The following is a 21,344-nucleotide window of genomic DNA, read 5'->3' on the forward strand; positions in this document are numbered from 1 at the left end:
GGAGTGTCAACCCTTGTTGACGCTCAGGGCTTGAGGACGATCTTGCCGAAGAGGTCGCCCGACGCGAGCTTCTCGAAGCCCTCGCGCGCCCGGTCCAGCGGCAGCACCTCGTCGATGACCGGCCGCACCCCCGTGGTGGCGCAGAACGACAGCAGGTCCTCCAGCTCGTCCTTCGAGCCCATGGTCGAGCCGACCACCTTCAGCTCCAGGAAGAAGATCCGGGTCAGCTCGGCGTGCGCGGGGCGGTCGCCGCTCGTGGCTCCGGAGATGACCAGGGTGCCGCCCGGGCGCAGGGACTTGACCGAGTGCGACCAGGTGGCCGCGCCCACCGTCTCGATCACGGCGTCCACCCGCTGCGGCAGCCGCGCGCCCGGCTCGTACGCCTCCAGGGCGCCCAGCTCCACGGCCCGCTTGCGCTTGGCCTCGTCCCGGCTCGTGGCGAAGACGCGCAGGCCGGCCGCCTTGCCGAGGACGATGGCGGCGGTGGCGACCCCGCCGCCGGCGCCCTGGACGAGTACGGAGTCACCGGGGCGGACCCCGGCGTTGGTGAAGAGCATCCGGTACGCCGTCAGCCAGGCCGTCGGCAGGCAGGCGGCCTCCTCGAACGAGAGCCCGGCGGGCTTGCGCAGCACGTTCCACGCGGGCACGGTGACCTGCTCGGCGAAGGTCCCCTGGTAGCGCTCGGTCAGGATCGAGCGGGGCTCGTCCGGGCCCACCCCGTGGCCGCTCTGGCCGATCACGGAGTGCAGGACGACCTCGTTGCCGTCCTGGTCGGTCCCGGCGGCGTCGCAGCCGAGGATCATCGGGAGCTTGTCCTGGCCGAGGCCCACCCCGCGCAGCGACCACAGGTCGTGGTGGTTGAGGGAGGCGGCCTTGACGTTCACGGTCACCCACCCGGGCCGGGCCTCGGGAGCCGGGCGCTCGCCCAGCTCCAGGCCGTTCAGCGGGTGGTCACGGTCGATTCGGGCGGCATAGGCAGCGAACATGCCGCGACGCTACCGCTCGGTAGGGCGACGGTTCCAGACTTCCCCCGGCCCGGATGGTGAGGTCTTCGTCGCACCGGGCCCCGGCGCACGCGAAAGGCGGGGCCCGGCCGGATGGTTCCGGCCGGGCCCCGCCCCTGTGCTCAGCGTGGCGGTCAGGCCAGGCGGGCCACGCCGTCGGCCTTGGCGGCGGCGGCGACGGCCGTGGAAACGGCCGCGGCCACGCGCTCGTCGAAGGGCGACGGGATCACGTAGTCGGCGGAGAGCTCGTCACCCACGACGCCGGCGATGGCGTCGGCGGCGGCGATCTTCATGCCCTCGGTGATCCGGGTCGCGCGCACCTTGAGGGCGCCCGCGAAGATCCCCGGGAAGGCCAGCACGTTGTTGATCTGGTTCGGGAAGTCCGAGCGGCCCGTGGCCACGACCGCCGCGTACTTGTGCGCGACGTCCGGGTGGACCTCCGGGTTCGGGTTGGCCATGGCGAAGACGAACGCGTCCTTCGCCATCGAGGCCACCGCCTCCTCCGGCACCGTGCCGCCGGAGACGCCGATGAAGACGTCCGCGCCCGCGAGTGCCTTCTCCAGCGAACCGGTCTGGCCCGTCTTGTTGGTCAGGCCCGCGATCTCCGCCTTGACGTCCGTCAGGTCGGCGCGGTCCGCCGAGACGACGCCCTTGCGGTCGGTCACGCAGACGTCGCCGATGCCCGCGTCCACCAGGATCTTGGCGATGGCGATGCCCGCGGCGCCCGCGCCCGAGATCACGGCGCGCAGGTCGCCGAGCGTGCGCCCGGTGAGCTTGGCGGCGTTGCGCAGCGCGGCCAGCGTGACGATGGCCGTGCCGTGCTGGTCGTCGTGGAAGATCGGGATGTCGAGGGCCTCCTGGAGGCGGCGCTCGATCTCGAAGCAGCGGGGAGCGGAGATGTCCTCCAGGTTCACCCCGCCGAAGGACGGTGCGAGGCGGATGACCGTCTCGACGATCTCGTCCGCGTCCTTGGTGGCGAGCGCGATCGGAACCGCGTCCACGCCGCCGAACTGCTTGAAGAGGATGGCCTTGCCCTCCATCACGGGGAGGGAGGCCTCGGGACCGATGTCGCCGAGACCGAGCACGGCCGTGCCGTCGGTGACGACGGCGACCACGTTGGACTTCCAGGTGTACTCGTTCACCAGGTCCGGCTGCTCGGCGATGGCGCTGCACACCTTCGCCACGCCGGGGGTGTACGCGAGGGACAGGTCGTCCTTGTCGGTGACCGGCACCGTGGCCTGGATGGCCATCTTGCCGCCCCGGTGCAGGGCGAACACCGCGTCCGGGTTGTTGTCCGTCGCGCTGTCGGTATGAGGGTTGACGATCTCCGCTGCCACTTTGTGTGACCCCTTAAGTCCTTTGAATCGTTGAGGGTGGCCACTCCTGGTTAAGGGGTGGGCGGGCACCGCGTTCGTACTCCGCGTCGGCGGTTGGACCGCCTCCGCGGAGGGGAGGTTCGTACGCGCGGGCGCGCCGCACGCGCGCCCTGAGCCCCGGATGAGGGGTGTAAGGATCTGTTCTACCGGATGAACGCTCACCCAGACGAGTCGATTCCGGCTCGACCCTAGGCTGCTTGTCACGGTTTTGGCTAAAAGTCCAAACCCTTGTGTCCAATGGGCGAGACGCGCCGCAAATAGTGAGGCGGAACTGCCTGGTCACGGGGATTTGTGCGGCTCCGAGGCGGCTTGCCCGCAGTCCTGTTGGGTAGCCGGGCGTGTCCGTTATCTGATTTTGACCTCACGGGCAGCCTGAATGCGTCAGTCCGAATGGCAAGATGCCGTAATCACACAAGGTCGCGACACTCGATGGTGCGTGCCCGACCCCGTTTTCGGTGCTTTTCCACCAGCCGGAGGAACCAGCTCATGACCGCAAGCATCACCCGTCGTACGACCGCCGCCCGGTCCCGGATCGCCGCGGTCGGCGCGATCGCGGTCGCCGGCGCCCTGGTCCTCACCGGCTGCGGCGACCAGACCGACGGCGGCTCCGCCGCCAAGGAGAAGACGAGCGATGCTCCGCTGTTCTCCAAGCTGCCGAAGAAGATCCAGGACGCCGGGGTCGTGAAGGTCGGTTCCGACACCGCCTACGCCCCCATGGAGTACGTCGAGGGCGGCAAGATCGTCGGTGTCGACCCCGACATCGCCGACGCGCTGGGCAAGCAGCTCGGCGTGAAGTTCGAGTTCACCTCCGGCACCTTCGATGGCCTGCTCACCTCGCTGGAGACCGGCCGCCAGGACATCGCGATGTCCTCGATCACCGACAACAAGAAGCGCCAGGAAGGCCTGGACGACGACGGCAAGAAGATCGGCAAGGGCGTCGACTTCGTCGACTACTTCTCCTCCGGCGTCTCGCTGCTGGTCAAGAAGGGCAACCCGGAGAACATCAAGTCCCTGGACGACCTCTGCGGCAAGACGGTCGCCGTCCAGCGCGGCACCACGTACGAGGACACCTTCAAGGCCCAGGCCGAGAAGTGCGGCGACAAGAAGCTCACCATCGAGGCCTTCGACACCGACGCCGAGGCGCAGACCCGCGTCAAGGCCGGCGGCGCCGTGGCCGACCTGAACGACTACCCGGTCACCGCGTACGCCGCGAAGACCTCGGGCGGCGGCAACGACTTCGAGGTCGCCGGCGAGCAGGCCGACGTCGGCCTCTTCGGTATCGCGGTCTCCAAGGACAACACCCAGCTGCGCGACGCCATCAAGGAAGCCCTCGACGCCGTCATCAAGGACGGCTCCTACGCCAAGGTCCTGGAGAAGTGGAACGTGAAGGACAGCGCCGTGCCGTCCGCCACGGTCAACGCAGGCAAGTGATCCGAGCGCTCCACTGAAGGGCAGTCACTGTGACTGACAAGATCGACAAGGGTCCGGCCGCGACTCCGCCGGCCGGGCCCGGCGCCTCGGGCATCCCCTACGAGGCGATCAAGGCCATCCCGGTGCGGCACTACGGGCGCTGGATCAGCGCCGTCGTGGTGGCCGTGCTGCTGGCGTGGCTGGTGTACGCGTTCTCCCAGGGCAAGATCATCTGGGGTACGGTCGGCGACAAGCTGTTCGACCCGGCGGTGCTCAGCGGCCTGGGCAACACCATCATCATCAGCGTGGCCTCGATGGCGCTGGGTCTGGTGCTGGGCATCCTGTTCGCGGTGATGCGGCTCTCGCACAACCCGGTCACGAGTTTCGTGTCGTGGCTGTACATCTGGTTCTTCCGCGGCACCCCGGTCTACGTGCAGCTGCTGGTGTGGTTCAGCCTTCCGCTGATCTTCCAGTACATCAACCTGGGTCCGATCTACAAGAACGAGACCGTCGACGTCATGACGCCGTTCATGGTCGCCCTGCTGGGTCTCGGCCTGAACGAGGGCGCCTACATGGCGGAGATCGTCCGTGCGGGCATCCAGTCCGTCGACGAGGGCCAGAGCGAGGCCTCCCACGCGCTGGGCATGACCCGTACGCAGACGATGCGCCGGGTGGTGCTGCCGCAGGCGATGCGGGTGATCATCCCGCCGACCGGCAACGAGTTCATCAACATGCTGAAGACCTCCTCGCTGGTCTCGGCGGTGCAGTACACCGAACTCCTGCGGGCCAGCTCCAACATCGGCTCCACGGCCGGTGCGATCATCGAGATGTACTTCGTCGCCTCGATCTGGTACCTCGCCCTGACCAGCGTGTTCAGCGTCGGCCAGTACTACCTGGAGCGCCGCTACGCCCGCGGTGCGCTGCGGAGTCTGCCGCCCACGCCGTTCGAGCGCCTGAAGGCCAATCTGAACATGTTCCGCCGTACGGAGGTGGCGAAGTGACCGCCCAGCCGATGGTCAAGGCCGAGGGCGTCCACAAGTCCTACGGCGCCGCCCACATCCTGCGCGGGATCGACCTGGAGGTCGCGCCCCGCGAGGTCTTCTGCCTGGTCGGTCCGTCCGGCTCCGGCAAGTCGACGTTCCTGCGGTGCATCAACCACCTGGAGCGCATCAACGCCGGCCGGCTGTCGGTCGACGGGCAGCTGGTGGGCTACAAGCAGAAGGGCGACAAGCTCTACGAGCTGAAGGACTCCGAGGTCGCGGCCCAGCGCCGGGACATCGGGATGGTCTTCCAGCGGTTCAACCTGTTCCCGCACATGACGGCCATCGAGAACGTCATGGAAGCCCCCGTCATGGTCAAGGGCGAGTCCAAGGCGGTGGCGCGGGAGCGCGCCGTGCGCCTGCTGGACCGGGTGGGCCTGGGTGACAAGGGCGGGAACTATCCCACGCAGCTGTCGGGCGGCCAGCAGCAGCGCGTGGCGATCGCCCGCGCGCTGGCGATGGAGCCGAAGCTGATGCTCTTCGACGAGCCGACCTCGGCGCTGGACCCGGAGCTGGTGGGTGACGTCCTGGACGTCATGCGGGACCTGGCCGAGTCGGGCATGACCATGATCGTGGTCACGCACGAGATGGGCTTCGCCCGCGAGGTCGGCGACAACCTCGTCTTCATGGACGGCGGCGTCGTCGTCGAATCGGGCCACCCCCGCGAGGTGCTGGGCAACCCCCAGCACGACCGGACGAAGGCCTTCCTGTCCAAGGTGCTCTGACACCGGGGCGGATCTGCGATGGAGGGGCGGTACGGGATTCCCGTACCGCCCCTCCGCCGTTTGCGGGCTCCTGCCGCCCCTTCCTACTTCAGGCCCAGGACCAGCGCGTCCGAGGGCGAGCGCCAGACCGTACGGGCCTCCGCGAACCCCGCGTCGAGCAGTGCGCGGGCGTGCCAGGCCTCGGAGGGGGTGTCGCCGTCCGCGTGCTCCCCGTAGATCTCGAAGCGCTGGGCCACGGCGTCGGCCAGGACCGGGTCCGCGGCGGCCTGGGCCCACCACTCGCGCCAGTCGGGCACCCCGGACGCCTTGGCGCGGTCCATCCCGGCGTGCCGGTGGGCGTGCTCGGCGGCGTTGATGCGCGGGGTGGCCGGGTCGGGCATGTGGTCGGCGTTCATGAACACGCCGCCCGGGCTCACCAGGGGCGCCAGCTGCCCGTACAGCACGGAGAGGTCCTTGCTGTGCAGCCAGTGCAGGGCCGTCGCCGTGAGGACCGCGTCGTAGGTGCCGTGGGGGAGGGCCGCCCGCCACTCGGGGTCCTTGAGGTCGGCGGTCACGAAGGAGACCCGGTCGTCGCCGGCGAAGTGGCCCCGGGCGATGGCCAGCAGCGCCGGGTCGAGGTCGACTCCCGTGCTGGTGGCCTCCGGGAACCGCTTGAGCACCCGGTCCGTAATACTTCCCGTACCGCACGCGAGGTCCAGCACCCGGGGGGCGGGGCCGGCCAGGGCCTCGACCATGTCCAGCATCACCCGGAACCGCTCCTCGCGGTCGGGCATGTACCACTCCTGCTGGCGGTCCCAGCTGTCCTGCCACGCCTGCCAGTAGGCGCTGGTCCCGGTCACCGCTGTCGTATCCGCCATCACGAACCCCTCCATACGTAATACCCTCGAAGACGTCTCAGCCGTTACCGGAGACACTAATCCGCAGCCGTAAGGACTACAAGTGGAACTGGCCCATTACTCGGACTTCGCCGTGCGCCTGGTCAACACCGAGGAGCCGGCCCGCAACAAGGACTCGCTGACCTCGGTCGACGCCGTTCGCGCCCTGTTCGGCGCCAGCGTGCAGATGGCCCGCCGGGTCACCGAGACCGACGTCACCCGCTTCCGCAACGTCCGCGGCCGGCTGCGCTCCGTCTTCGAGGCGGCCGACAGCGGCGACCACGTCCTCGCCGTCGACCTGCTGAACTCGCTGCTCATGGAGTTCCCCGTCAGTCCCCAGGTCTCCGGCCACGAGACCCTCGGCGAGGACGGCGCCCCCGACTGGCACATCCACCTCGCCGAGCACCCCTCGAACGCCTCCGCGGGCTACGCCGCGATGGCCTCCTTCGGGCTGGCCTTCCACCTCACCGAGCACGGCCCCGACCGGCTCGGCCTGTGCCAGGCCGCACCCTGCCGCAACGCCTACCTCGACACCTCGACCAACCGCTCCCGGCGCTACTGCTCCGACCGCTGCGCCACCCGGGCGAACGTGGCGGCCTACCGCGCCCGCAAGCGGCTGGAGGCCGAGGCGTCCGTCCAGAGCGGGCGCAGCGCCGAGGCCGCCCACGAGAGCCGAGCCCTCAGCGACCGCTGACCGTCCTCGCGCGGCCGGAACCGCAGGACCGCCGTCGCCAGCACCAGCTCGCCGGGCACCGGCCCGAAGACGGTGCTGTCGCCGGTCTCGTTGTACGGGTTGTCGCCCAGCACCCACCAGGAGCCGCCCGGCCGCCGCTCCACCGCCCGCTTGACCACCAGCAGGTCCTGCTGGAACGGGTGGCGCAGCACCACCACGTCACCCGGACGGACGGCCGCCCCGTAGCGGACCAGCAGCCGGTCCCCGTGCAGCAGCGTCGGCACCATCGAGGGCCCCGCCACCTCCACTACCTCGAACCGCTTGCGCGGGCGCCCGTTCTCCGTCATGCCCGACCTCCTCGTCACCCCCGCATGCTGCCGTACGGCCCCGTACATTCGCTCACCGGTCCGCACGCGACGCTGGACTTTTGTCCTAAGCCCATGGGGCCGACCGCGAAAAGGCGATTTGGAGCGAGTAACCTCGCCCTTGAGAAGACGATCACGAGGAGGACACACTCCATGCTTTCCCGCCTCTTCGCCCCCAAGGCGAAGGTCTCCGCGCACTGCGACCTGCCGTGCGGCGTGTACGACCCTGCCCAGGCCCGCATCGAGGCCGAGTCCGTCAAGGCCGTGCAGGAGAAGTACCAGGCCAACGACGACGCCGACTTCCGCGCGCGCGCCATCACCATCAAGGAGCAGCGCGCCGAACTGGCCAAGCACCACGTCTCGGTGCTGTGGAGCGACTACTTCAAGCCGCCGCACTTCGAGAAGTACCCGCAGCTGCACACGCTGGTCAACGACACCCTGAAGGCCCTCTCGGCCGCCAAGGCGTCGAACGACCCGGCGACCGGCCAGAAGGCCCTCGACCTCATCGCCGAGATCGACCGCATCTTCTGGGAGACCAAGGCCGCCTGATCCGGCGACCGGTCCCCCTGCCCGCGCCGCCACCGGCGGGCGAGGACACGCGAGAACGGCCCGACCGCCCACCGGCGGCCGGGCCGTTCTCGCGTGTTCCGACAGGTGCGCCGCGCACGCCGCTCACTCGTCGGCGTCGTGGTCCTCGTCGTCCAGGCGGGCCAGCCAGGTGGCCAGGCGTTCCACCGGGACCTCGAAGTCCGGGTTCAGGTCGACGAAGGTGCGCAGCTGCTCGGCGAGCCACTCGAAGGTGACCTCCTCCTCGCCGCGCCGCTTCTCCAGCTCCTCGATGCCGCGATCGGTGAAGTACAAGTCGGGCTCCGTGCCGTGATGAGGATGTGCAGGGGGTGTTTCCCGCCAGGATAATCCGCGGTGCGGCAAGACCTCCCGCCCGCGACGGCCCCGGCGCTAGCCTGGACGTCTCACGAGCTGGGGGGCGTGCATGACGGAAGGGCGCACGGCCGGCTCCGCGCGCGCCTTCGAGCTTCTGGAGCCCCTCGTCCAGGCGGCGACCGTACGCGTCCACGCCCCGCCGGACGGGTATGGAACGGCTGGGACCGGACCCACCTGGGGAAGCGGCTTCTTCATCGCCCCCGGCTGGGTCCTGACGTGCGCGCACGTGGTGGGGGAAGGGGGTGCTGCGGTGCGTCTGACGGGGCGCGAGGTCGGCATCACCTTCTCCTCGGGCGTCAGCGTCACCGGCAACGGCGCCACCGGTACGGTCACCGGGCGCGTGGAGTGCGTCCTGCCCGAGCGGCTGGAGGAGCGGCGCCCCGGCCCGCGCGCCCTGTGGGACCTGCCCGACCTGGCGCTGATCCGGGTGCTGGCCCCCGTCTCGCACGCCTGCGTCTGGCTGACCGACCGCTCCCGGCCCCGCTTCGACGAGGTCGCGTACTTCGGCTGCACCGAGGACCTCGGCACGCCCGAGATCACCGGCCGCACCACCCGGCTGCGCGGTACCGCGGGCCACGGCGCCGCCATCCGGCTCGGCGACGACGACGAGATCGAGCCCGGCATGTCCGGCGGCCCGGTGGTGGACCTCGCCCGCGGCGAGGTCGTCGGCGTGGTCAAGGCACGGCGGCACACCGGGGGCGGCGGGCTCGCCGTCTCCGTCGTGCAGCTGCGCACCCTGCCGATGCCCCTGCGCGGCCAGACCGGCCTCTACCGCCGGGTCATGCAGGCCCACGACCTGCACCACTACGACCAGCACCTCAGCGACCTCAACAGCCGCCGGACCTGGACGGACGTGCACGGCGAACTCCCGGCCGGGGAGGGCGACCCGTACGGCGGGCGCGGCCGGCTCACCCCCGGGGAGCGCACCACCCTGTGCGGGCTGCTCGCCGAACTGCCCCCGCCCGGCTCCTCGGAGCACGTACGGGCCCTGGTGGAGGCGGCGCGCGGGGAGGAGCCCGAGCCGCATCCGCTCGCCCCGCTCAGCTGGCGCGACGGCCTGGGACTGCTGCACGACCCGCCGGGCGGGGCGGGGGAGGCCGCGGCGATGCTCCGGTACGCGACGGACGTGAGCGTGGCCGACTACCGCGAGCCGCCGACACCGGGCGCGGACGAGGAGCTGTGGGACTGGGTGCGGGCCACCGCCGAGCGCCTGTGGCGCCCGCTGCGCCGGGAGCTCGGAGAACGGCACGAGCGGGGACTGGCCGAGCGGGAGCGGCGCCGGCGCGCTTCGGCCGGGCGGGCGGTGCGCGGCCCGGTCCGGCCGTCCGGCGGGCTGCCGCCCGGGGCGTCGGTGCTGCTGGAGGTGTGGGCGCACGGGTGGGAGGACGTCTACGACTGGCGGGTCTCGGTGCTGGCGGGCCCGGAGCGGCCCGGGCGGGTGACGCCGGTGGACTCCGGGATACGGGCCACCGAGGCGGGCCTGCCGGAGGTGTTGCGGGCCCCGCTCGCCGAGGCCTTCCGGCGCTGCGACACCCACGAGGCCGCGGCCCCGCTCGAAGTGGCGGCCGCCCCCGAGCTGTTCGGGCTCGCGGTGGACGAGTGGGTGCTGGTGGGCAGGGTGCCGGTGGGGGTGCAGCGGCCGGTGGTGTTCCGGCACCCGGGCGCAAACCCCGTGCCCGCCGCGGCCGCCCGGTGGGCGCGGGTGCGGACCGGACCGCTGCTGGACGAACGGGCCGACTGCGTACGGGGGCGGCCGCGCAGCCCGTCCGCGACCTGGCTGGCCGGGCTCCCTGACAACACCGTGCCGGTGCACTGCCGCGCGGCGGCGGTGGAGCCCACGCTGGGCTCGCTGCACGCGGTGGGGGACGCCGGGTACGGGGTCGTGGTGTGCCGGCGGCCCCCGGCGGACCCGGGGGTCTCGTGCGCGCCCTTCCACCGCGGGCTGCGGGAGGAACTGGCCGATGCCGGACGGGCGGAGGTGCTGCCGCTGCGGCTGCAGGCGCTGCGGGGGCGGGCGTACGGGGCCGACCCGGACGCGTACTGGTCCGCGGGGGCCGCCCTCGTCTGGAACGACCCCGCACGCGCCCTGCCCGAGGACGAGCCGCTCCAGGGCGACCTGTGACCGGCAGGAGGGAGCAGCACCCATGAACGACGAATGGCTCATCTACCGCGGTGTCGGCGAGCCCCACGACGGGATCGAGGCCCTGCCCGATCCGCCGCCCTGGCGGGACTTCGACGGCGGACCCGTGGGGGAGGCGGGCGGACCGGCGTCGGTGGCGGACGGGAACGTCGCCCGGCGGCTCGGGGCCCACCGGCAGGCCGCCGAGCTGCACCGGCCCGAGCCGGAGGAGCTGGAGGCCATCAACGCGGCCCTGTACCTGCGGCGGCCGCTGCTGGTGACCGGCTTCCCGGGCACCGGCAAGTCCACCCTCGCGCACGCGGTCGCCCACGAGCTGAAGCTCGGGCGGGTGCTGCGCTGGCCGGTGGTGTCGCGCAGCGTCCTCCAGGACGGGCTCTACCGCTACGACGCCCTGGCCCGGCTCCAGGACGTGCAGCTCGCGGCGAGCGGCGGGGCGCCGGACGGGGGGCCGGGCATCGGGAAGTACATCCGGCTCGGCCCGCTGGGCACCGCCCTGCTGCCCACCGCGCGGCCCCGGGTGCTGCTCGTCGACGAGCTCGACAAGAGCGACATCGACCTGCCGAACGACCTGCTGAACGTGCTGGAGGAAGGGGAGTTCGCCCTCCCCGAGCTGGAGCGGGTGGCCGACACCGAGCCCGAGGTGCAGGTGCTCACCGACGACGGGGCCAAGGTGACCGTCCGGGGCGGCCGGGTGCGCTGCCGTGCCTTCCCCTTCATCATCCTGACCAGCAACGGGGAGCGGGACTTCCCCGCCGCGCTGCTGCGGCGCTGCATCCAGCTCAAGCTGGGGCAGCCCGGCGAGAAACGGCTCGCCACCATGGTCCGGGCCCATCTGGGGGAGGAAGCCGCCCAGTTGGGGGCCGACCTGATCCGGGAGTTCCTCAGCCGCTCGCAGTCCGAGCTGGTCGCCGCCGACCAGCTGCTCAATGCCGTCTACCTGACGCACTACGCCGCCCCGCCCACCCGGGAGGACCTCGCGGACCTGCTCATCCAGCGCCTCGACCGCCCGAGGTGACGGGCCGTGCCGCCCGCCGGAGTGCCCGGCATCCGTGAACTGGCCGTGCTGCTGCGCGGCGCCGGCCTCGATCCCACCGCCGAGGAGCTCGCCGACGCGCTGTGGCTGGCCGCGCGGATGGGCCGGCCGGCGCCGCCCGCGCCGGGTGCGGAGGCGTCCGTACCGGAACCGGAGGCTGAGGATCTGGTCAGGCCGCCCGAGGATCCCGAGCGGGTAGAACCGGAGGCTGAGGATCCGATCAGGCTCTACGCGCCCGCGCCGCGCCGCGCGGGCGAGGCGGAGCCGGAACCCGCCGGGGAGCCGCCCGGTGAGCGCGGCGTGCCCGTACGGGTGCCCGCCGCAGCCGCGCTGCCCCGCATCCTCGCGATCCAGCGGGCCCTGCGCGCCCTCCAGCGCCACCGGCCGCCCGCCCCGCCCACCCGGACGGTGCTGGACGAGCCGGCCACCGCCGAGGCCAGCGCCCGGGCCCTCGGCCTGGTCATCCCGGTGCTCAGGCCGGAGAGCCGGCGCGAAGCCACCGTACGGCTGGTGATGGACGCGTCGCCGTCCATGGCGGTGTGGCACGACATGTTCGAGGAACTGCGCTCCGTGTGCGAGCGGTTGGGCGCCTTCCGGGACGTCCAGGTGCACTACCTGCACCGGCTCCCCGACGGCACGGCCGCGCTCGGCCGAAGCCCCGCACCCGGCGCCGGACTGCGCTCCGGGGACCAGCTGCGCGACCCCACCGGCCGGGCCCTGACCATGGTCGTCTCCGACTGCGCGGGACCGCTTTGGCGCGAGGGCTCGGCGCACCGGCTCCTGCACCGCTGGGCCGAGTGCACCCCGTGCGTGGTCGTCCAGCCGCTGCCCCAGCGACTGTGGGGCCGCAGCTGGCTGCCAACCGAGCGCGGCACGCTCTCCCGGATCGAGGGCAGCGGAGGGAAGCTGAGATTCCGGTCAGACCGGCCGCCGCTGCCCGGGCGGCCCACGGGCGGGCTGACCGTGCCCGTCCTGCCGCCCAGCGCCATCGCCCTCGGCGCGTGGGCCCGGCTCGTCGCGGGGCTCGGCACCGGCCCGGTACAGGCCGAGGTGGGCCGGGTGCTGGCCGCCCATCCGGCCGCGCCCCCGCCCCCGCCCCGCGCCGTACGCCCACCGCGCGAACTGGTGGCCCGGTTCCGGTCCTCGGCCGCGCCCCGCGCCGTCCAGCTGGCCGTGTACCTGTCGGCGGCCCCGCTGACGCTGCCCGTCATGCGGCTCGTACAGCGCACGATGCTGCCCGACTCCGAACCCTCGGACCTGGCCGAGGTCCTGCTGAGCGGCCTGCTGCGGCGCAGCCCGGACACCCCCGGGCAGTGGTACGAGTTCGCCCCCGGGGTGCAGGACGTGCTGCTGGGGCCGCTGGGGCGGGACGAGGCCGCCCTGGTGCTGAAGCACTGCTCGGAGTACGTGCTGGCCCACTTCGGGCGGGGCGTGCGCAACTTCCCCGCACTCGCCGTCTCCCAGCTCACCGGAGAACCGCCCGCCGACGCCGAGGACGGCCCGGACGCCGGTACGGGTGCGGTTTCCGGCCCCGGTACGGGTCCCGTGCCGGGCGACGCCGACCGGGTTCCCGCCGGGCGGCTCCCGCAGGCCTTCGCCCAGGTCTCCGCCAAGGTCGTGCGGCGCTACCTGCCCGGCGTACCGGAGGAAGGACCGCCGGTGCGCGAGCCCGCCACGCCCCCGCCGCCACCCGCGCGGGCCGGAGCGCTGCGCGCCGCGCGGGAGCGGCTCGCCGACGCGGACCGGGACCGGACCGGCGGCGCGGACGGGGACGCCCGGGCGCTCTACGAGGCCGTGGCGGTCCTGCGCCGGGCGGTCGCCGCCCCCGCCGGGCCCGGCGATCCGCCGGAGGAAGCCGAGACCGAACTGGCCGGCGCCCTGCTGCGGCTGTGGGCGGCGCAGCGCGACCCGGAACTCCTCACCGAGGCGGAGCGGACCCTGACCGGCCTGAGCACGCCCCCGGCGCGGGCCCTGCACGGCCGGGTGCTGTACGAGCGGGCGCTGGCCGGCGAGCCCCGGGCGGACCTGCTGGCCGCCGCGGACCGGGAGTTCGCGGCGGCGGGCACCGCCTCCGCCGACCCCGGCCTGCGGCGGGACTGCGCCGTGCGCCGCGCCGAGACCCTGATCCGGCTGAGCGCGCTGCGCGAGGACCCGGGCGCGCTGCGCGAGGCGCGGGCCGCCCTGGAGCCCGTCGCCGGCGCCGTCGGCGACACGGCGGCGCACCCCGAGCTGCAACGGGCCCTGGGCCGCGTCCTGCTGGCGCTGCTGCCCCACACCCCGGACCCGGCCGAGCGCACGGCCCTGGCCGATGAGGCGTCGGCCCGGCTGACCGTGACCGGCCCGGCCGCGGACGACGCCGCCGGGCGGGAGACGCGCGCCCGGACCCGGGTCGAGCTGGCCGGGGCGCTGCGGTACCTGCCCGCGCGGCTCGAAGACGCGGCGGGGGAGCTGCGGGCGGCCTTCGAGGAGGCGGGCGGGGATCCCGACCTGCGGGTGGCCGCGCTGGTGTGCCTGGCGCGCGTGCACCGGGCCCGGTACGAGCGGGACGCCGACCCGGTGGCGCTGGAGGACGCCGCCCAGGCGTACGGCCGGGCCCGGCGGCTGATCCCCCGGGACGCGGAGGCCTTCGGGGAGCTGCTGCCCGAGTGGGGCGACGTCCTGCTGGAGCGGGCCCGGGCCGCCGACGGCCGGGCGTTCACCGGGGCCGCCGTACGCGTGCTGCGCGAGAGCCGGGCGGCGGTGCCGCAGTCCGACCCGGGGGCCGCGCACCGGCTGCTGCGGCTGGCGGCCGGGCTGCGGCTGCGGCACGGCTACGAAGGGGACCCGGTGGACCTGCGGGAGGCGGAGTACCTGCTGGAGCTCGCCGTCCGGCAGAGCCGCAGCCCGCTGGAACGGGCCGGAGCCTGGCGGGATCACGCGGACGTGCAGCTGGAGATCCACGGGCACACCCGGGCGGCGGACCGCCTCGACCGGGCGGCGGACTCCTACCGGCGGGCCTGGCGGGCCGCCCTCGAGGCCGACCGCGAGGAGCGCCGGGACCTGGCCGTGGAGCTGGCGGCCCGCGTACAGGAACTGCGCGGGGGGGTACTGGAGCGGCTGGCCCGGCCCCGGGCGGCCCTGGACGCCTACCGCTCGGCGCTGGAACTGTGGGCGCGGCTCGGCGGCGCGGGTGCGCAGGGGCAGGGGCAGGAGCGGCCGGAGTACCGGTCCGAGGAGCGACCGGCGGCCGGACCGCGGGAGGGCCGGGACGGCGCCGTGCCCGACCGCCGGGACGAGGGCCTGAACGACGGCCCCCGCGACCGTAACGACGTTCAGCGCGACGGCCTGCACGACGACCGGGACGACTACCGGAACGACGGCCTCGACGACGGCCGGATCGAGGGCCAGCCGGACGCCCCGAACGACGGCCGGAACGACGGCCGGAACGACGGTCAGCCCGACGGCCGGCCGTCCGGGCCGCCGGAAGACCGGCCGGGCGGGCCTCCAGGCGGGCCGCCGACGGACCCTTCCGCCAGCCCTTCGGGCGGGCCTTCCGCCCGGTCTCCGGGTCGGCCGGCGCAGGGGCGGGCCGCGGCGCTCGCCGAGCGGATCAGAGCCCTGGAAGCGGCCCTCTGAGCAGCTCTGCGCCCCCTGCGCTGCCGTTTCCGGGCGCCGGGGGAGGGGAAAGGGCAGTGGACCATCGCACATCCGACGCAACAGGGGGACCTGCGGCCCATGGTGACGAAGGATCAGGACCTGGCGGTGGCGGCCCAGGCCCACAAGTGCCCCGCACGGCTGCCGGACCTCTCCGGGCTGGATCTGGCCGCGCTGCGCGGGATCGACCACCCCGTGCTGGCCCAGGTGATCGAGGGCATGGTCGAACGGGTGACGCACCCGGCCGAAATCCTGAACGCCTTCGACTCCGGCGTCGACTGACCCGGCGCGCAACCCGGCTGACCCGGCGCGCCACCCGGCTCGCCCGACCCACCCGAGTCGACTCGACCGCAGCCCACTTGACCACTTTCCGCCGTTAGCCGAGGCCGTCCGGAGGGCAGGGATGCACCGTCCGCAGGGGGCGCCTCCCTGCGGTGACCGGGGGCGGGGGCGGGAGGTACAGCGATGAGGCACACCCACACGAGCGCGGCCGGGCAGCCCGCGCACCGCACCCACGCACCCTGGCCCTACACCCGGCTCGACGTGCCCGCCCTGCGCGCCGCCGGACACCGGCCACACCCCGTAAGGCAGTTCGTGCTCAAGACCCGCAGCCGCTGCAACCTCGCCTGCACCTACTGCTACGTCTACGAGATGGCCGACCAGGGCTGGCGCGCCCAGCCCACCACCATGGACCCCGCCACCGCCGCCCGCGCCGCCGAGCGGATCGCCGAACACGCCGCCGCCCACGACCTGCCCCGCGTCGACCTGGTGCTGCACGGCGGGGAGCCGCTGCTCACGGCGCCCGCCGCACTGGCCGGGCCCGTCGACGCCGTGCGGGCCGCCGTCGCCGCGGCCGCCCCGCGCACCCGCGTCACCGCCACCGTCCAGACCAACGGCACCCTCCTCACCCGCGGCCGCCTCGCCGCCCTGGCCGCCGCCGGGATACGCGTCGGCGTCAGCCTCGACGGCGGGCTCCCCGCGCACAACACCCGGCGCGTGGACCACGCCGGCCGTCCCGGATTCGGCGCCGCCGCCCGCGGCCTGCGGCTGCTGGCCCGGCATCCGGACAGCTACGCCGGGGTCCTCTGCGTCATCGACCTCGCCCACGACCCGGTCGAGACGTACGAGTCCCTGCTCGCCTTCGCCCCGCCCAGCGTCGGGCTGCTGCTGCCGCTCGCCAACTGGAGCTCCCCGCCACCCGGCCACCACCCGCACGGCACCCCGTACGCCGACTGGCTCCTCGCCGTCTTCGAACGCTGGTGGCACGACGGGCTGCGGCGCACCCGGATCCGCGTCTTCGAGGAGATCATCGCCCTGCTGCTCGGCCTGCCCGCCGCCACCGAGACCCTGGGGCTCGCGCCCGCCGCCACCGCCGTCATCGAGACCGACGGCTCCATCGAACAGGCCGATTCGCTGAAGTCCGCCTACGAGGGCGCCGCCACCACCGGCATGACCCTGCGCACCCACAGCTTCGACCAGCTCCTCGACCATCCCGGCTTCGCCGCCCGCCAGCTCGGACTGGCCGCGCTCGCCGACGGCTGCCGCACCTGCGAACTCGTCGAGGTCTGCGGCGGCGGGCACTACCCGCACCGCTACCGGGCCGGCGAGGGCTTCCGGCAGCCGTCCGTGTACTGCGCCGACCTCCAGGTCCTGATCCGGCACATCGCCGCGGCCGTCGCGGGCGCCGCCCGCCCCCCGGCGGTCGCCTCATGACCGCCGCCCTCGCCTCCTTCACCGTCTCCTCGCGCACCCTGCGCGCCCTGGCCTCCACCGAACCCTGCGCCGAGGGCAACCGCCTGGTCCGCGACGTGCGCCGCTCCAAGCGCCTGGTCCTGCTGCGGGCCGTCCTCGACGCCGCCCCCGGTGCCGGGGCCGGGGAGGCCGCCGACCACTGGGCCCTGCTGGAAGCGGCCGAACGCCGCGCCCCGGACGCCGTGCGCGACGTCCTGCACTACCCGGCCACCGGGGTGTGGGCCGAGGAGACCCTGCGCCGCCTGCACGCCCCCTGCGGGCCCCCGCCCGACCTCGGCCACCTCGGCGCCCTCGCCGTCGCCGCCGCCCTGCGCGCCCGGATCGCCTTCACCCACACCCTGCGGCCCCAGCACGGCCGCCTCGTCCTGCCCACCCTCGGGCTGCTGCGCCCCGAACGCCCCGGTCCGCTGGCCCTCACCGAACGCTCCTGGGACCCGGAGGACCCAGCCACCCTGCCCCTGCACCCCCTCCCCGGCGGCCGCACCGCCCTCGACGACCTCGACCCCTACCGGGCGCCCGGTCCGGCCCGGCCGGCCCCCGTCCGCCCCGCCCGCCGGCTCACCCCCAAGGGACACAAGCGCTGGGACACCCAGTGGACCGGCGCGCTCACCCTGCTCCAGCGCTACGACACCGCCCGCGCCGAGGAGACCGTCCACCTGCTGCGCTCGGTCGTGCCGCTGGCCGGCGGCTCCCGCTCCAGCGGCGCCACCCTGCCCGCGGCCGCCGGCTCCGTACTGGCCCGCGCGCAGGCCCCGCCCGCCCTGGCCGCCACCCTCGTCCACGAGGTCCAGCACGGCAAGCTCACCGCCCTCGCCGACGTCCTGACCCTGCACACCGCCGACCGCACCCCCCGGTACTGGGCCCCCTGGCGCACCGACCCCCGCCCGCTGGAGGGGCTCCTGCACGGCGCCTACGCCCACCTGGCCCTGGCCGGGTACTGGCAGCGCGCCGCCCTCTACGGGGCCCGGGGCGCCTGGGCCCAGCACTCCCGCACCCGCGCCCAGGTCGCCGCCGTCCTGCCCGTACTGCGCGCACACGAGCAACTCACCTCCGCCGGACGCGAGTTCACCGACGCCATGGCGGACGCCGAGCGGGCCATGGACGAACTCCCGCCGCCCGGGGACCAGCACGCCGCCGCCCGCCGGGCCGTCGACCGCGAGCGCCGCGCCTGGTGCGAGGCCCATCCCGAACTCGCCCCGTTCGTACGGGCTTGAGGGGCTTCGCCGGGGCCCGTGCTGCGGTACCTTTCAAGCCCGTCCACTGCCCGGATTTCAGGGAGACGGCCGCATGACCACCGGTAGTCGGCAGGAACAGGGCTCCACCGCTGGACCGCAGCGCTTCGTCATCAGCTTCGCCGGATTCAACCGGCCCTGGGCCGTGTGGATCGCCCACCGCCTGGAGGAACACGGCCACCGGGTCGCCCTCCAGCGCTGGGACCCGCAGAACAGCCCCGGCGTCACCGAGGCCCTCGACGACCTCGCCCGCTCCGGCAGCCGGGTCCTCCTGGTCCTCAGCGAACGCTACTTTTCCGCCGGAACCCACGCCGCCGACATGCAGGACGCGGAGTGGAACACCGCCCTGCGCACCGTCACCGCCCGCCACCCCGACCGGTTCGCCGCGGTCTGCCTCACCGACGCCCCGCTGCCCAGCGCCGTGGCCGTACTGGAGAAGACCGACCTGTGGGGCCTGGACGCGTACGAGGCGGAGTACCGCGTGCTGCGCCGCCTGGAGCTGCCCACCGACCGCATCGGCACCGAGACCGGCCGCCGCGGACCCCGCTTCCCCAACGACCCGCCCGAGATCTGGGGCCGGGTCCCGCGCCGCAACCCCCGCTTCACCGGCCGCAACGACGTCATCGGCACCCTGCGCGCGGCGCTCACCGAAGCCCCCGCCGGCGCCTCCACCGTCACCCTGCTCGGGCTCTCCGGCGTCGGCAAGACCCAGGTCGCCACCGAGTACGCCTACCGCTTCGCCTCCGAGTACGACATCGTCTGGTGGGTCCCCGCCGAGGACCGGCCCACCCTGCGCGAACGCCTCGCCGACCTGGCCCCCGCCCTCGGCCTGCCGCGCGGCGCCGGCAGCTACGGCGAGCAGATCCGGGCCGTCCTGGAAGCGCTGCGGCGCGGATCCCCGTACGGCCGCTGGCTGATCGTCTTCGACGGCTGCGACAACCCCGACGACCTCACCGACCTGCTGCCCACGGGCGCGGGCGACGTCATCATCACCTCGCGCAACCGCGAATGGGCCTCCCGGCACACCAGCCTCGTCGAAGTCCCGCTCTACGCCCGGCCCGAGTCCATCACCTTCATCCGCCGCCGGGCCCTGCGGCTCACCGCCCCCGAGGCCGACCAGCTCGCCGAGGCCCTGGAGGACTACCCGCTCGCCCTCGACCAGACCGCCGGCTGGCTCGCCGACTCACCCCTGACCGTCGGCGACTACCTGGCGCTGCTCCAGCGACGGATGGACTCCCGCGAGGCCGTCACCGTCTCCGACGACTACCCGCTGCCCTTCCCCACGGCCCTGGCCATACTCCTGAACAACGTCCGGGAGAACTTCCCCGACGCCCTCGCCCTGCTGCGGCTGTTCGTGTTCTTCGCCCCCGGCCCCGTCCCGCTGCGGCTGCTGCGCGAGTTCCCCGCCGACGACGTGCCCGAACAGCTCGCCGGGCTGATCAACGACCAGATCCGGTGGAACGCCGCCCTCAACAAGCTCGTCCAGTTCTCCGTCGTCCGCCTCGAATACTCAGACCTGCCCGTGGAGGAGGGCGGCGGCGGGCTGGAGACCGTACAGCTGCACCGCATGGTGCACGGCATCGTCCGCGACAACCTCTCCGAGGACGAGGCCGAACCGCTCGCCCGCGCCGTCCGCCAGGTCCTCGCCGCCGCCGACCCCGGCCGCCCCTCCGACGCCCGGCTGTGGCCCCGCTACGCCGAGCTCATCCCGCACCTGACCACCTCCGGGGTGCTGACCAGCAGCAACCCGCGCATCCAGAACTTCCTGCTGCAGTGCCTGCGCTACCTGATCCTCGCCGGGGAGTACCGCACCTGCCTGCGGCTGTCCGAGGAGACCGACCAGGCCTGGCGGGCCATGCTCGGCGAGGACCACCCCAAGGTCCGCGAGCTCAGCTACCAGTACGGCGGAGCCCTGCGCAACCTCGGCCTGTTCCGCAGGGCCGAGACCCTCACCAGGGCCGTCGCCGACCGGATCACCGGGGAGCGCGGCGAACGCGACCTGGAGACCCTGCGCGCCAGCAGCGCGTACGGGGGAGTGCTGCTCTGCATCGCCAAGTTCGAGCCCGCCCGCGAGATCTTCGAGCACTGCCTGGCCACCTATCGCGACCTGCTCGGCGAGGACGACGCCACCACGCTGGGCGCCCAGAACAACCTCGCCGCCACCTACCGCCTCCTGGGCCGCTACCAGGACGCCTACGACCTCGACCTGGACACCCTGCGCCGCCGCGAGCGGGTGCTGCGCCCCCAGCACATCTCCACCCTCTCCTCCGGCATCGCCTGCGCCATGGGGCTGCGGCTGATGGGCCGCTACCGGGAGGCGCAGACCCGGCAGGAGCAGGGCGTCAAGCTCAACACCCAGGTACTGGGGCTGGGCCACCCGCAGACCCTGCGCGCCGAGCACAACCTGGGGCTGTGCCTGCGCCGTTCGGGAGACATCCCCGGTGCGGGGCTGCGGCTGCGCACCGTGTGGGAGCGGGCCACCCGCGTCTTCGGGGTGGACTACCCGTGGACGCTGATGGTGGCCTCCGACTACGCCACGTACCTCCGGGAGTACGGGGACATCGGCGAGGCCCGCCGGATCTCGGAGGACGTGGTCCGCGGCTACCAGTCGCAGTTGGGCCTCGCCCACCCGTACAGCATCGGCACGGTCGGCAACCTCGGACTCGTGCTGCGCGCGCAGGGGGAACGCGCGGAGGCCCTGTCCCTCGCCGAGCAGGCGCTGGTCGGCATGCGGGGCGCGCTCGGCGACCGGCACCCCTGGACGCTGGGCTGCGCCCTCAACGCCACCGGCCACCGCAACATCACCGGCCACCTGGAGGACGCGCTGTCCCTGAGCCGGGACACGCTGCGCACCGCCGAGCAGGTCCTGGGCCCGGACCACCCGATGACGCTGAGCGCCCAGATCGCCCTGGCGGCCGACCTCCGCACGGTCCGCGAGGACACGGAGGCGGGCAAGCACGAGGACGCGGGCATCAAGGGCCTCACCCGCACCCTGGGCCCCCAGCACGTCCACACGGTCGCGGCGAAGCAGCAGACCCGCCCGTACTGGGACTTCGAGCCGCAGCCGTAGGGGGGGAGCCGGGGGGGGGGCGGGCAGGGGTACGGGTGCGGGGATGGTACGGGTCCCACGCGCGCCCTGCCTTT

Annotated in this window: 17 protein-coding genes; 12 read left to right on the forward strand and 5 right to left on the reverse strand. The window is 73.8% G+C overall.

The genetic code is table 11. The annotated features are described in order from the left end of the window. Positions 1-23 precede the first annotated feature (23 nt). Together BGK67_RS23300 and BGK67_RS23305 are read right to left on the reverse strand one after the other, a co-directional pair. Complete coding sequence (locus tag BGK67_RS23300) at positions 24-986, reverse strand: zinc-binding dehydrogenase (protein WP_069921906.1); 963 nt, start codon at positions 984-986, stop codon at positions 24-26. 152 nt (positions 987-1,138) lie between these two features. After that, entirely contained in the window at positions 1,139-2,341 is a 1,203-nt protein-coding gene (locus tag BGK67_RS23305; protein WP_069921907.1) for an NAD(P)-dependent malic enzyme, read from the reverse strand. A gap of 525 nt (positions 2,342-2,866) precedes the next feature. Between BGK67_RS23305 and BGK67_RS23310 the strand changes: the two genes are divergently transcribed. Genes BGK67_RS23310 through BGK67_RS23320 form a run of 3 tightly spaced genes read left to right on the forward strand, consistent with a single transcriptional unit; the run spans position 2,867 to position 5,555 of the window. Next, a complete protein-coding gene (locus BGK67_RS23310; RefSeq protein ID WP_069921908.1) occupies positions 2,867-3,811 on the forward strand; it encodes an ABC transporter substrate-binding protein in 945 nt (314 codons plus the stop codon). Between the two features lie 29 nt (positions 3,812-3,840). Further along, the gene (locus BGK67_RS23315; RefSeq protein ID WP_069921909.1) at positions 3,841-4,791 is read left to right on the forward strand and encodes an amino acid ABC transporter permease; all 951 of its coding nucleotides are present in this window, start codon (positions 3,841-3,843) and stop codon (positions 4,789-4,791) included. An 11-nt stretch (positions 4,792-4,802) separates the two neighbouring features. Next, positions 4,803-5,555: an amino acid ABC transporter ATP-binding protein gene (locus tag BGK67_RS23320; RefSeq protein WP_208948825.1), complete on the forward strand. Its 753-nt coding sequence runs from the start codon at positions 4,803-4,805 to the stop codon at positions 5,553-5,555. An 83-nt stretch (positions 5,556-5,638) separates the two neighbouring features. Here BGK67_RS23320 and BGK67_RS23325 read toward each other — a convergent pair whose 3' ends face one another. Further along, positions 5,639-6,412 carry a class I SAM-dependent methyltransferase gene (locus tag BGK67_RS23325; RefSeq protein ID WP_069924050.1) on the reverse strand — a complete coding sequence of 258 codons (774 nt, stop codon included), beginning with the start codon at positions 6,410-6,412 and terminating at the stop codon, positions 5,639-5,641. Between the two features lie 82 nt (positions 6,413-6,494). On the opposite strand from BGK67_RS23325, the gene BGK67_RS23330 reads away from it, so the two are divergent. Next, entirely contained in the window at positions 6,495-7,124 is a 630-nt protein-coding gene (locus BGK67_RS23330; protein WP_069921911.1) for a CGNR zinc finger domain-containing protein, read from the forward strand. On the opposite strand, the gene sodX is transcribed toward BGK67_RS23330, so the two are convergent. Continuing rightward, on the reverse strand, positions 7,028-7,450 hold the full coding sequence (sodX, locus tag BGK67_RS23335; protein ID WP_069921912.1) for a nickel-type superoxide dismutase maturation protease: 423 nt from the start codon (positions 7,448-7,450) through the stop codon (positions 7,028-7,030). The genes BGK67_RS23330 and sodX overlap by 97 nt on opposite strands. Positions 7,451-7,621: 171 nt before the next feature. Here sodX and sodN point away from each other — a divergent pair, with 171 nt between their 5' ends. Continuing rightward, positions 7,622-8,017, forward strand: a complete 396-nt coding sequence (sodN, locus tag BGK67_RS23340; protein ID WP_030036761.1) for a superoxide dismutase, Ni — start codon at positions 7,622-7,624, stop codon at positions 8,015-8,017. A 123-nt stretch (positions 8,018-8,140) separates the two neighbouring features. On the opposite strand, the gene BGK67_RS23345 is transcribed toward sodN, so the two are convergent. Further along, positions 8,141-8,329 carry a DUF6104 family protein gene (locus BGK67_RS23345; protein WP_069921913.1) on the reverse strand — a complete coding sequence of 63 codons (189 nt, stop codon included), beginning with the start codon at positions 8,327-8,329 and terminating at the stop codon, positions 8,141-8,143. A gap of 130 nt (positions 8,330-8,459) precedes the next feature. Between BGK67_RS23345 and BGK67_RS23350 the strand changes: the two genes are divergently transcribed. The 7 genes from BGK67_RS23350 (at position 8,460) to fxsT (ending at position 21,270) form a co-directional block, all read left to right on the forward strand. Further along, a complete protein-coding gene (locus BGK67_RS23350; RefSeq protein WP_069921914.1) occupies positions 8,460-10,532 on the forward strand; it encodes a VMAP-C domain-containing protein in 2,073 nt (690 codons plus the stop codon). A 22-nt stretch (positions 10,533-10,554) separates the two neighbouring features. Next, positions 10,555-11,565, forward strand: a complete 1,011-nt coding sequence (locus BGK67_RS23355) for an AAA family ATPase (protein ID WP_069921915.1) — start codon at positions 10,555-10,557, stop codon at positions 11,563-11,565. A 6-nt stretch (positions 11,566-11,571) separates the two neighbouring features. Further along, positions 11,572-15,198 (forward strand): SAV_2336 N-terminal domain-related protein, encoded by a 3,627-nt coding sequence (locus BGK67_RS39005; protein ID WP_069921916.1) that lies wholly within the window; start codon positions 11,572-11,574, stop codon positions 15,196-15,198. Between the two features lie 99 nt (positions 15,199-15,297). Next, positions 15,298-15,498 carry an FxSxx-COOH cyclophane-containing RiPP peptide gene (fxsA, locus tag BGK67_RS23365; RefSeq protein ID WP_069921917.1) on the forward strand — a complete coding sequence of 67 codons (201 nt, stop codon included), beginning with the start codon at positions 15,298-15,300 and terminating at the stop codon, positions 15,496-15,498. 183 nt (positions 15,499-15,681) lie between these two features. Further along, complete coding sequence (locus tag BGK67_RS23370; RefSeq protein WP_079154334.1) at positions 15,682-16,929, forward strand: FxsB family cyclophane-forming radical SAM/SPASM peptide maturase; 1,248 nt, start codon at positions 15,682-15,684, stop codon at positions 16,927-16,929. After that, on the forward strand, positions 16,926-18,182 hold the full coding sequence (locus BGK67_RS23375; RefSeq protein ID WP_069921918.1) for an HEXXH motif domain-containing protein: 1,257 nt from the start codon (positions 16,926-16,928) through the stop codon (positions 18,180-18,182). The genes BGK67_RS23370 and BGK67_RS23375 overlap by 4 nt, the downstream gene beginning before the upstream one ends. Positions 18,183-18,255: 73 nt before the next feature. Then, positions 18,256-21,270, forward strand: coding sequence for an FxSxx-COOH system tetratricopeptide repeat protein (gene fxsT, locus BGK67_RS23380; protein WP_069921919.1), 3,015 nt, complete (start codon positions 18,256-18,258; stop codon positions 21,268-21,270). Positions 21,271-21,344: the final 74 nt, after the last annotated feature.

The organism is Streptomyces subrutilus (assembly GCF_001746425.1).
Taxonomy (GTDB): domain Bacteria; phylum Actinomycetota; class Actinomycetes; order Streptomycetales; family Streptomycetaceae; genus Streptomyces; species Streptomyces subrutilus_A.

Bases quoted from the DNA above. Each gene is read 5' to 3' on its own strand.
- sodX (WP_069921912.1), bottom strand. From the start codon at position 7,450: ATGACGGAGAACGGGCGCCCGCGCAAGCGGTTCGAGGTAGTGGAGGTG.
- BGK67_RS23325 (WP_069924050.1), bottom strand. From the start codon at position 6,412: ATGGCGGATACGACAGCGGTGACCGGGACCAGCGCCTACTGGCAGGCG.
- BGK67_RS23320 (WP_208948825.1), top strand. From the start codon at position 4,803: ATGGTCAAGGCCGAGGGCGTCCACAAGTCCTACGGCGCCGCCCACATC.
- fxsT (WP_069921919.1), top strand. From the start codon at position 18,256: ATGACCACCGGTAGTCGGCAGGAACAGGGCTCCACCGCTGGACCGCAG.
- fxsA (WP_069921917.1), top strand. From the start codon at position 15,298: ATGGTGACGAAGGATCAGGACCTGGCGGTGGCGGCCCAGGCCCACAAG.
- BGK67_RS23355 (WP_069921915.1), top strand. From the start codon at position 10,555: ATGAACGACGAATGGCTCATCTACCGCGGTGTCGGCGAGCCCCACGAC.
- BGK67_RS23375 (WP_069921918.1), top strand. From the start codon at position 16,926: ATGACCGCCGCCCTCGCCTCCTTCACCGTCTCCTCGCGCACCCTGCGC.
- sodN (WP_030036761.1), top strand. From the start codon at position 7,622: ATGCTTTCCCGCCTCTTCGCCCCCAAGGCGAAGGTCTCCGCGCACTGC.
- BGK67_RS23310 (WP_069921908.1), top strand. From the start codon at position 2,867: ATGACCGCAAGCATCACCCGTCGTACGACCGCCGCCCGGTCCCGGATC.
- BGK67_RS23300 (WP_069921906.1), bottom strand. From the start codon at position 986: ATGTTCGCTGCCTATGCCGCCCGAATCGACCGTGACCACCCGCTGAAC.
- BGK67_RS23370 (WP_079154334.1), top strand. From the start codon at position 15,682: ATGAGGCACACCCACACGAGCGCGGCCGGGCAGCCCGCGCACCGCACC.
- BGK67_RS23350 (WP_069921914.1), top strand. From the start codon at position 8,460: ATGACGGAAGGGCGCACGGCCGGCTCCGCGCGCGCCTTCGAGCTTCTG.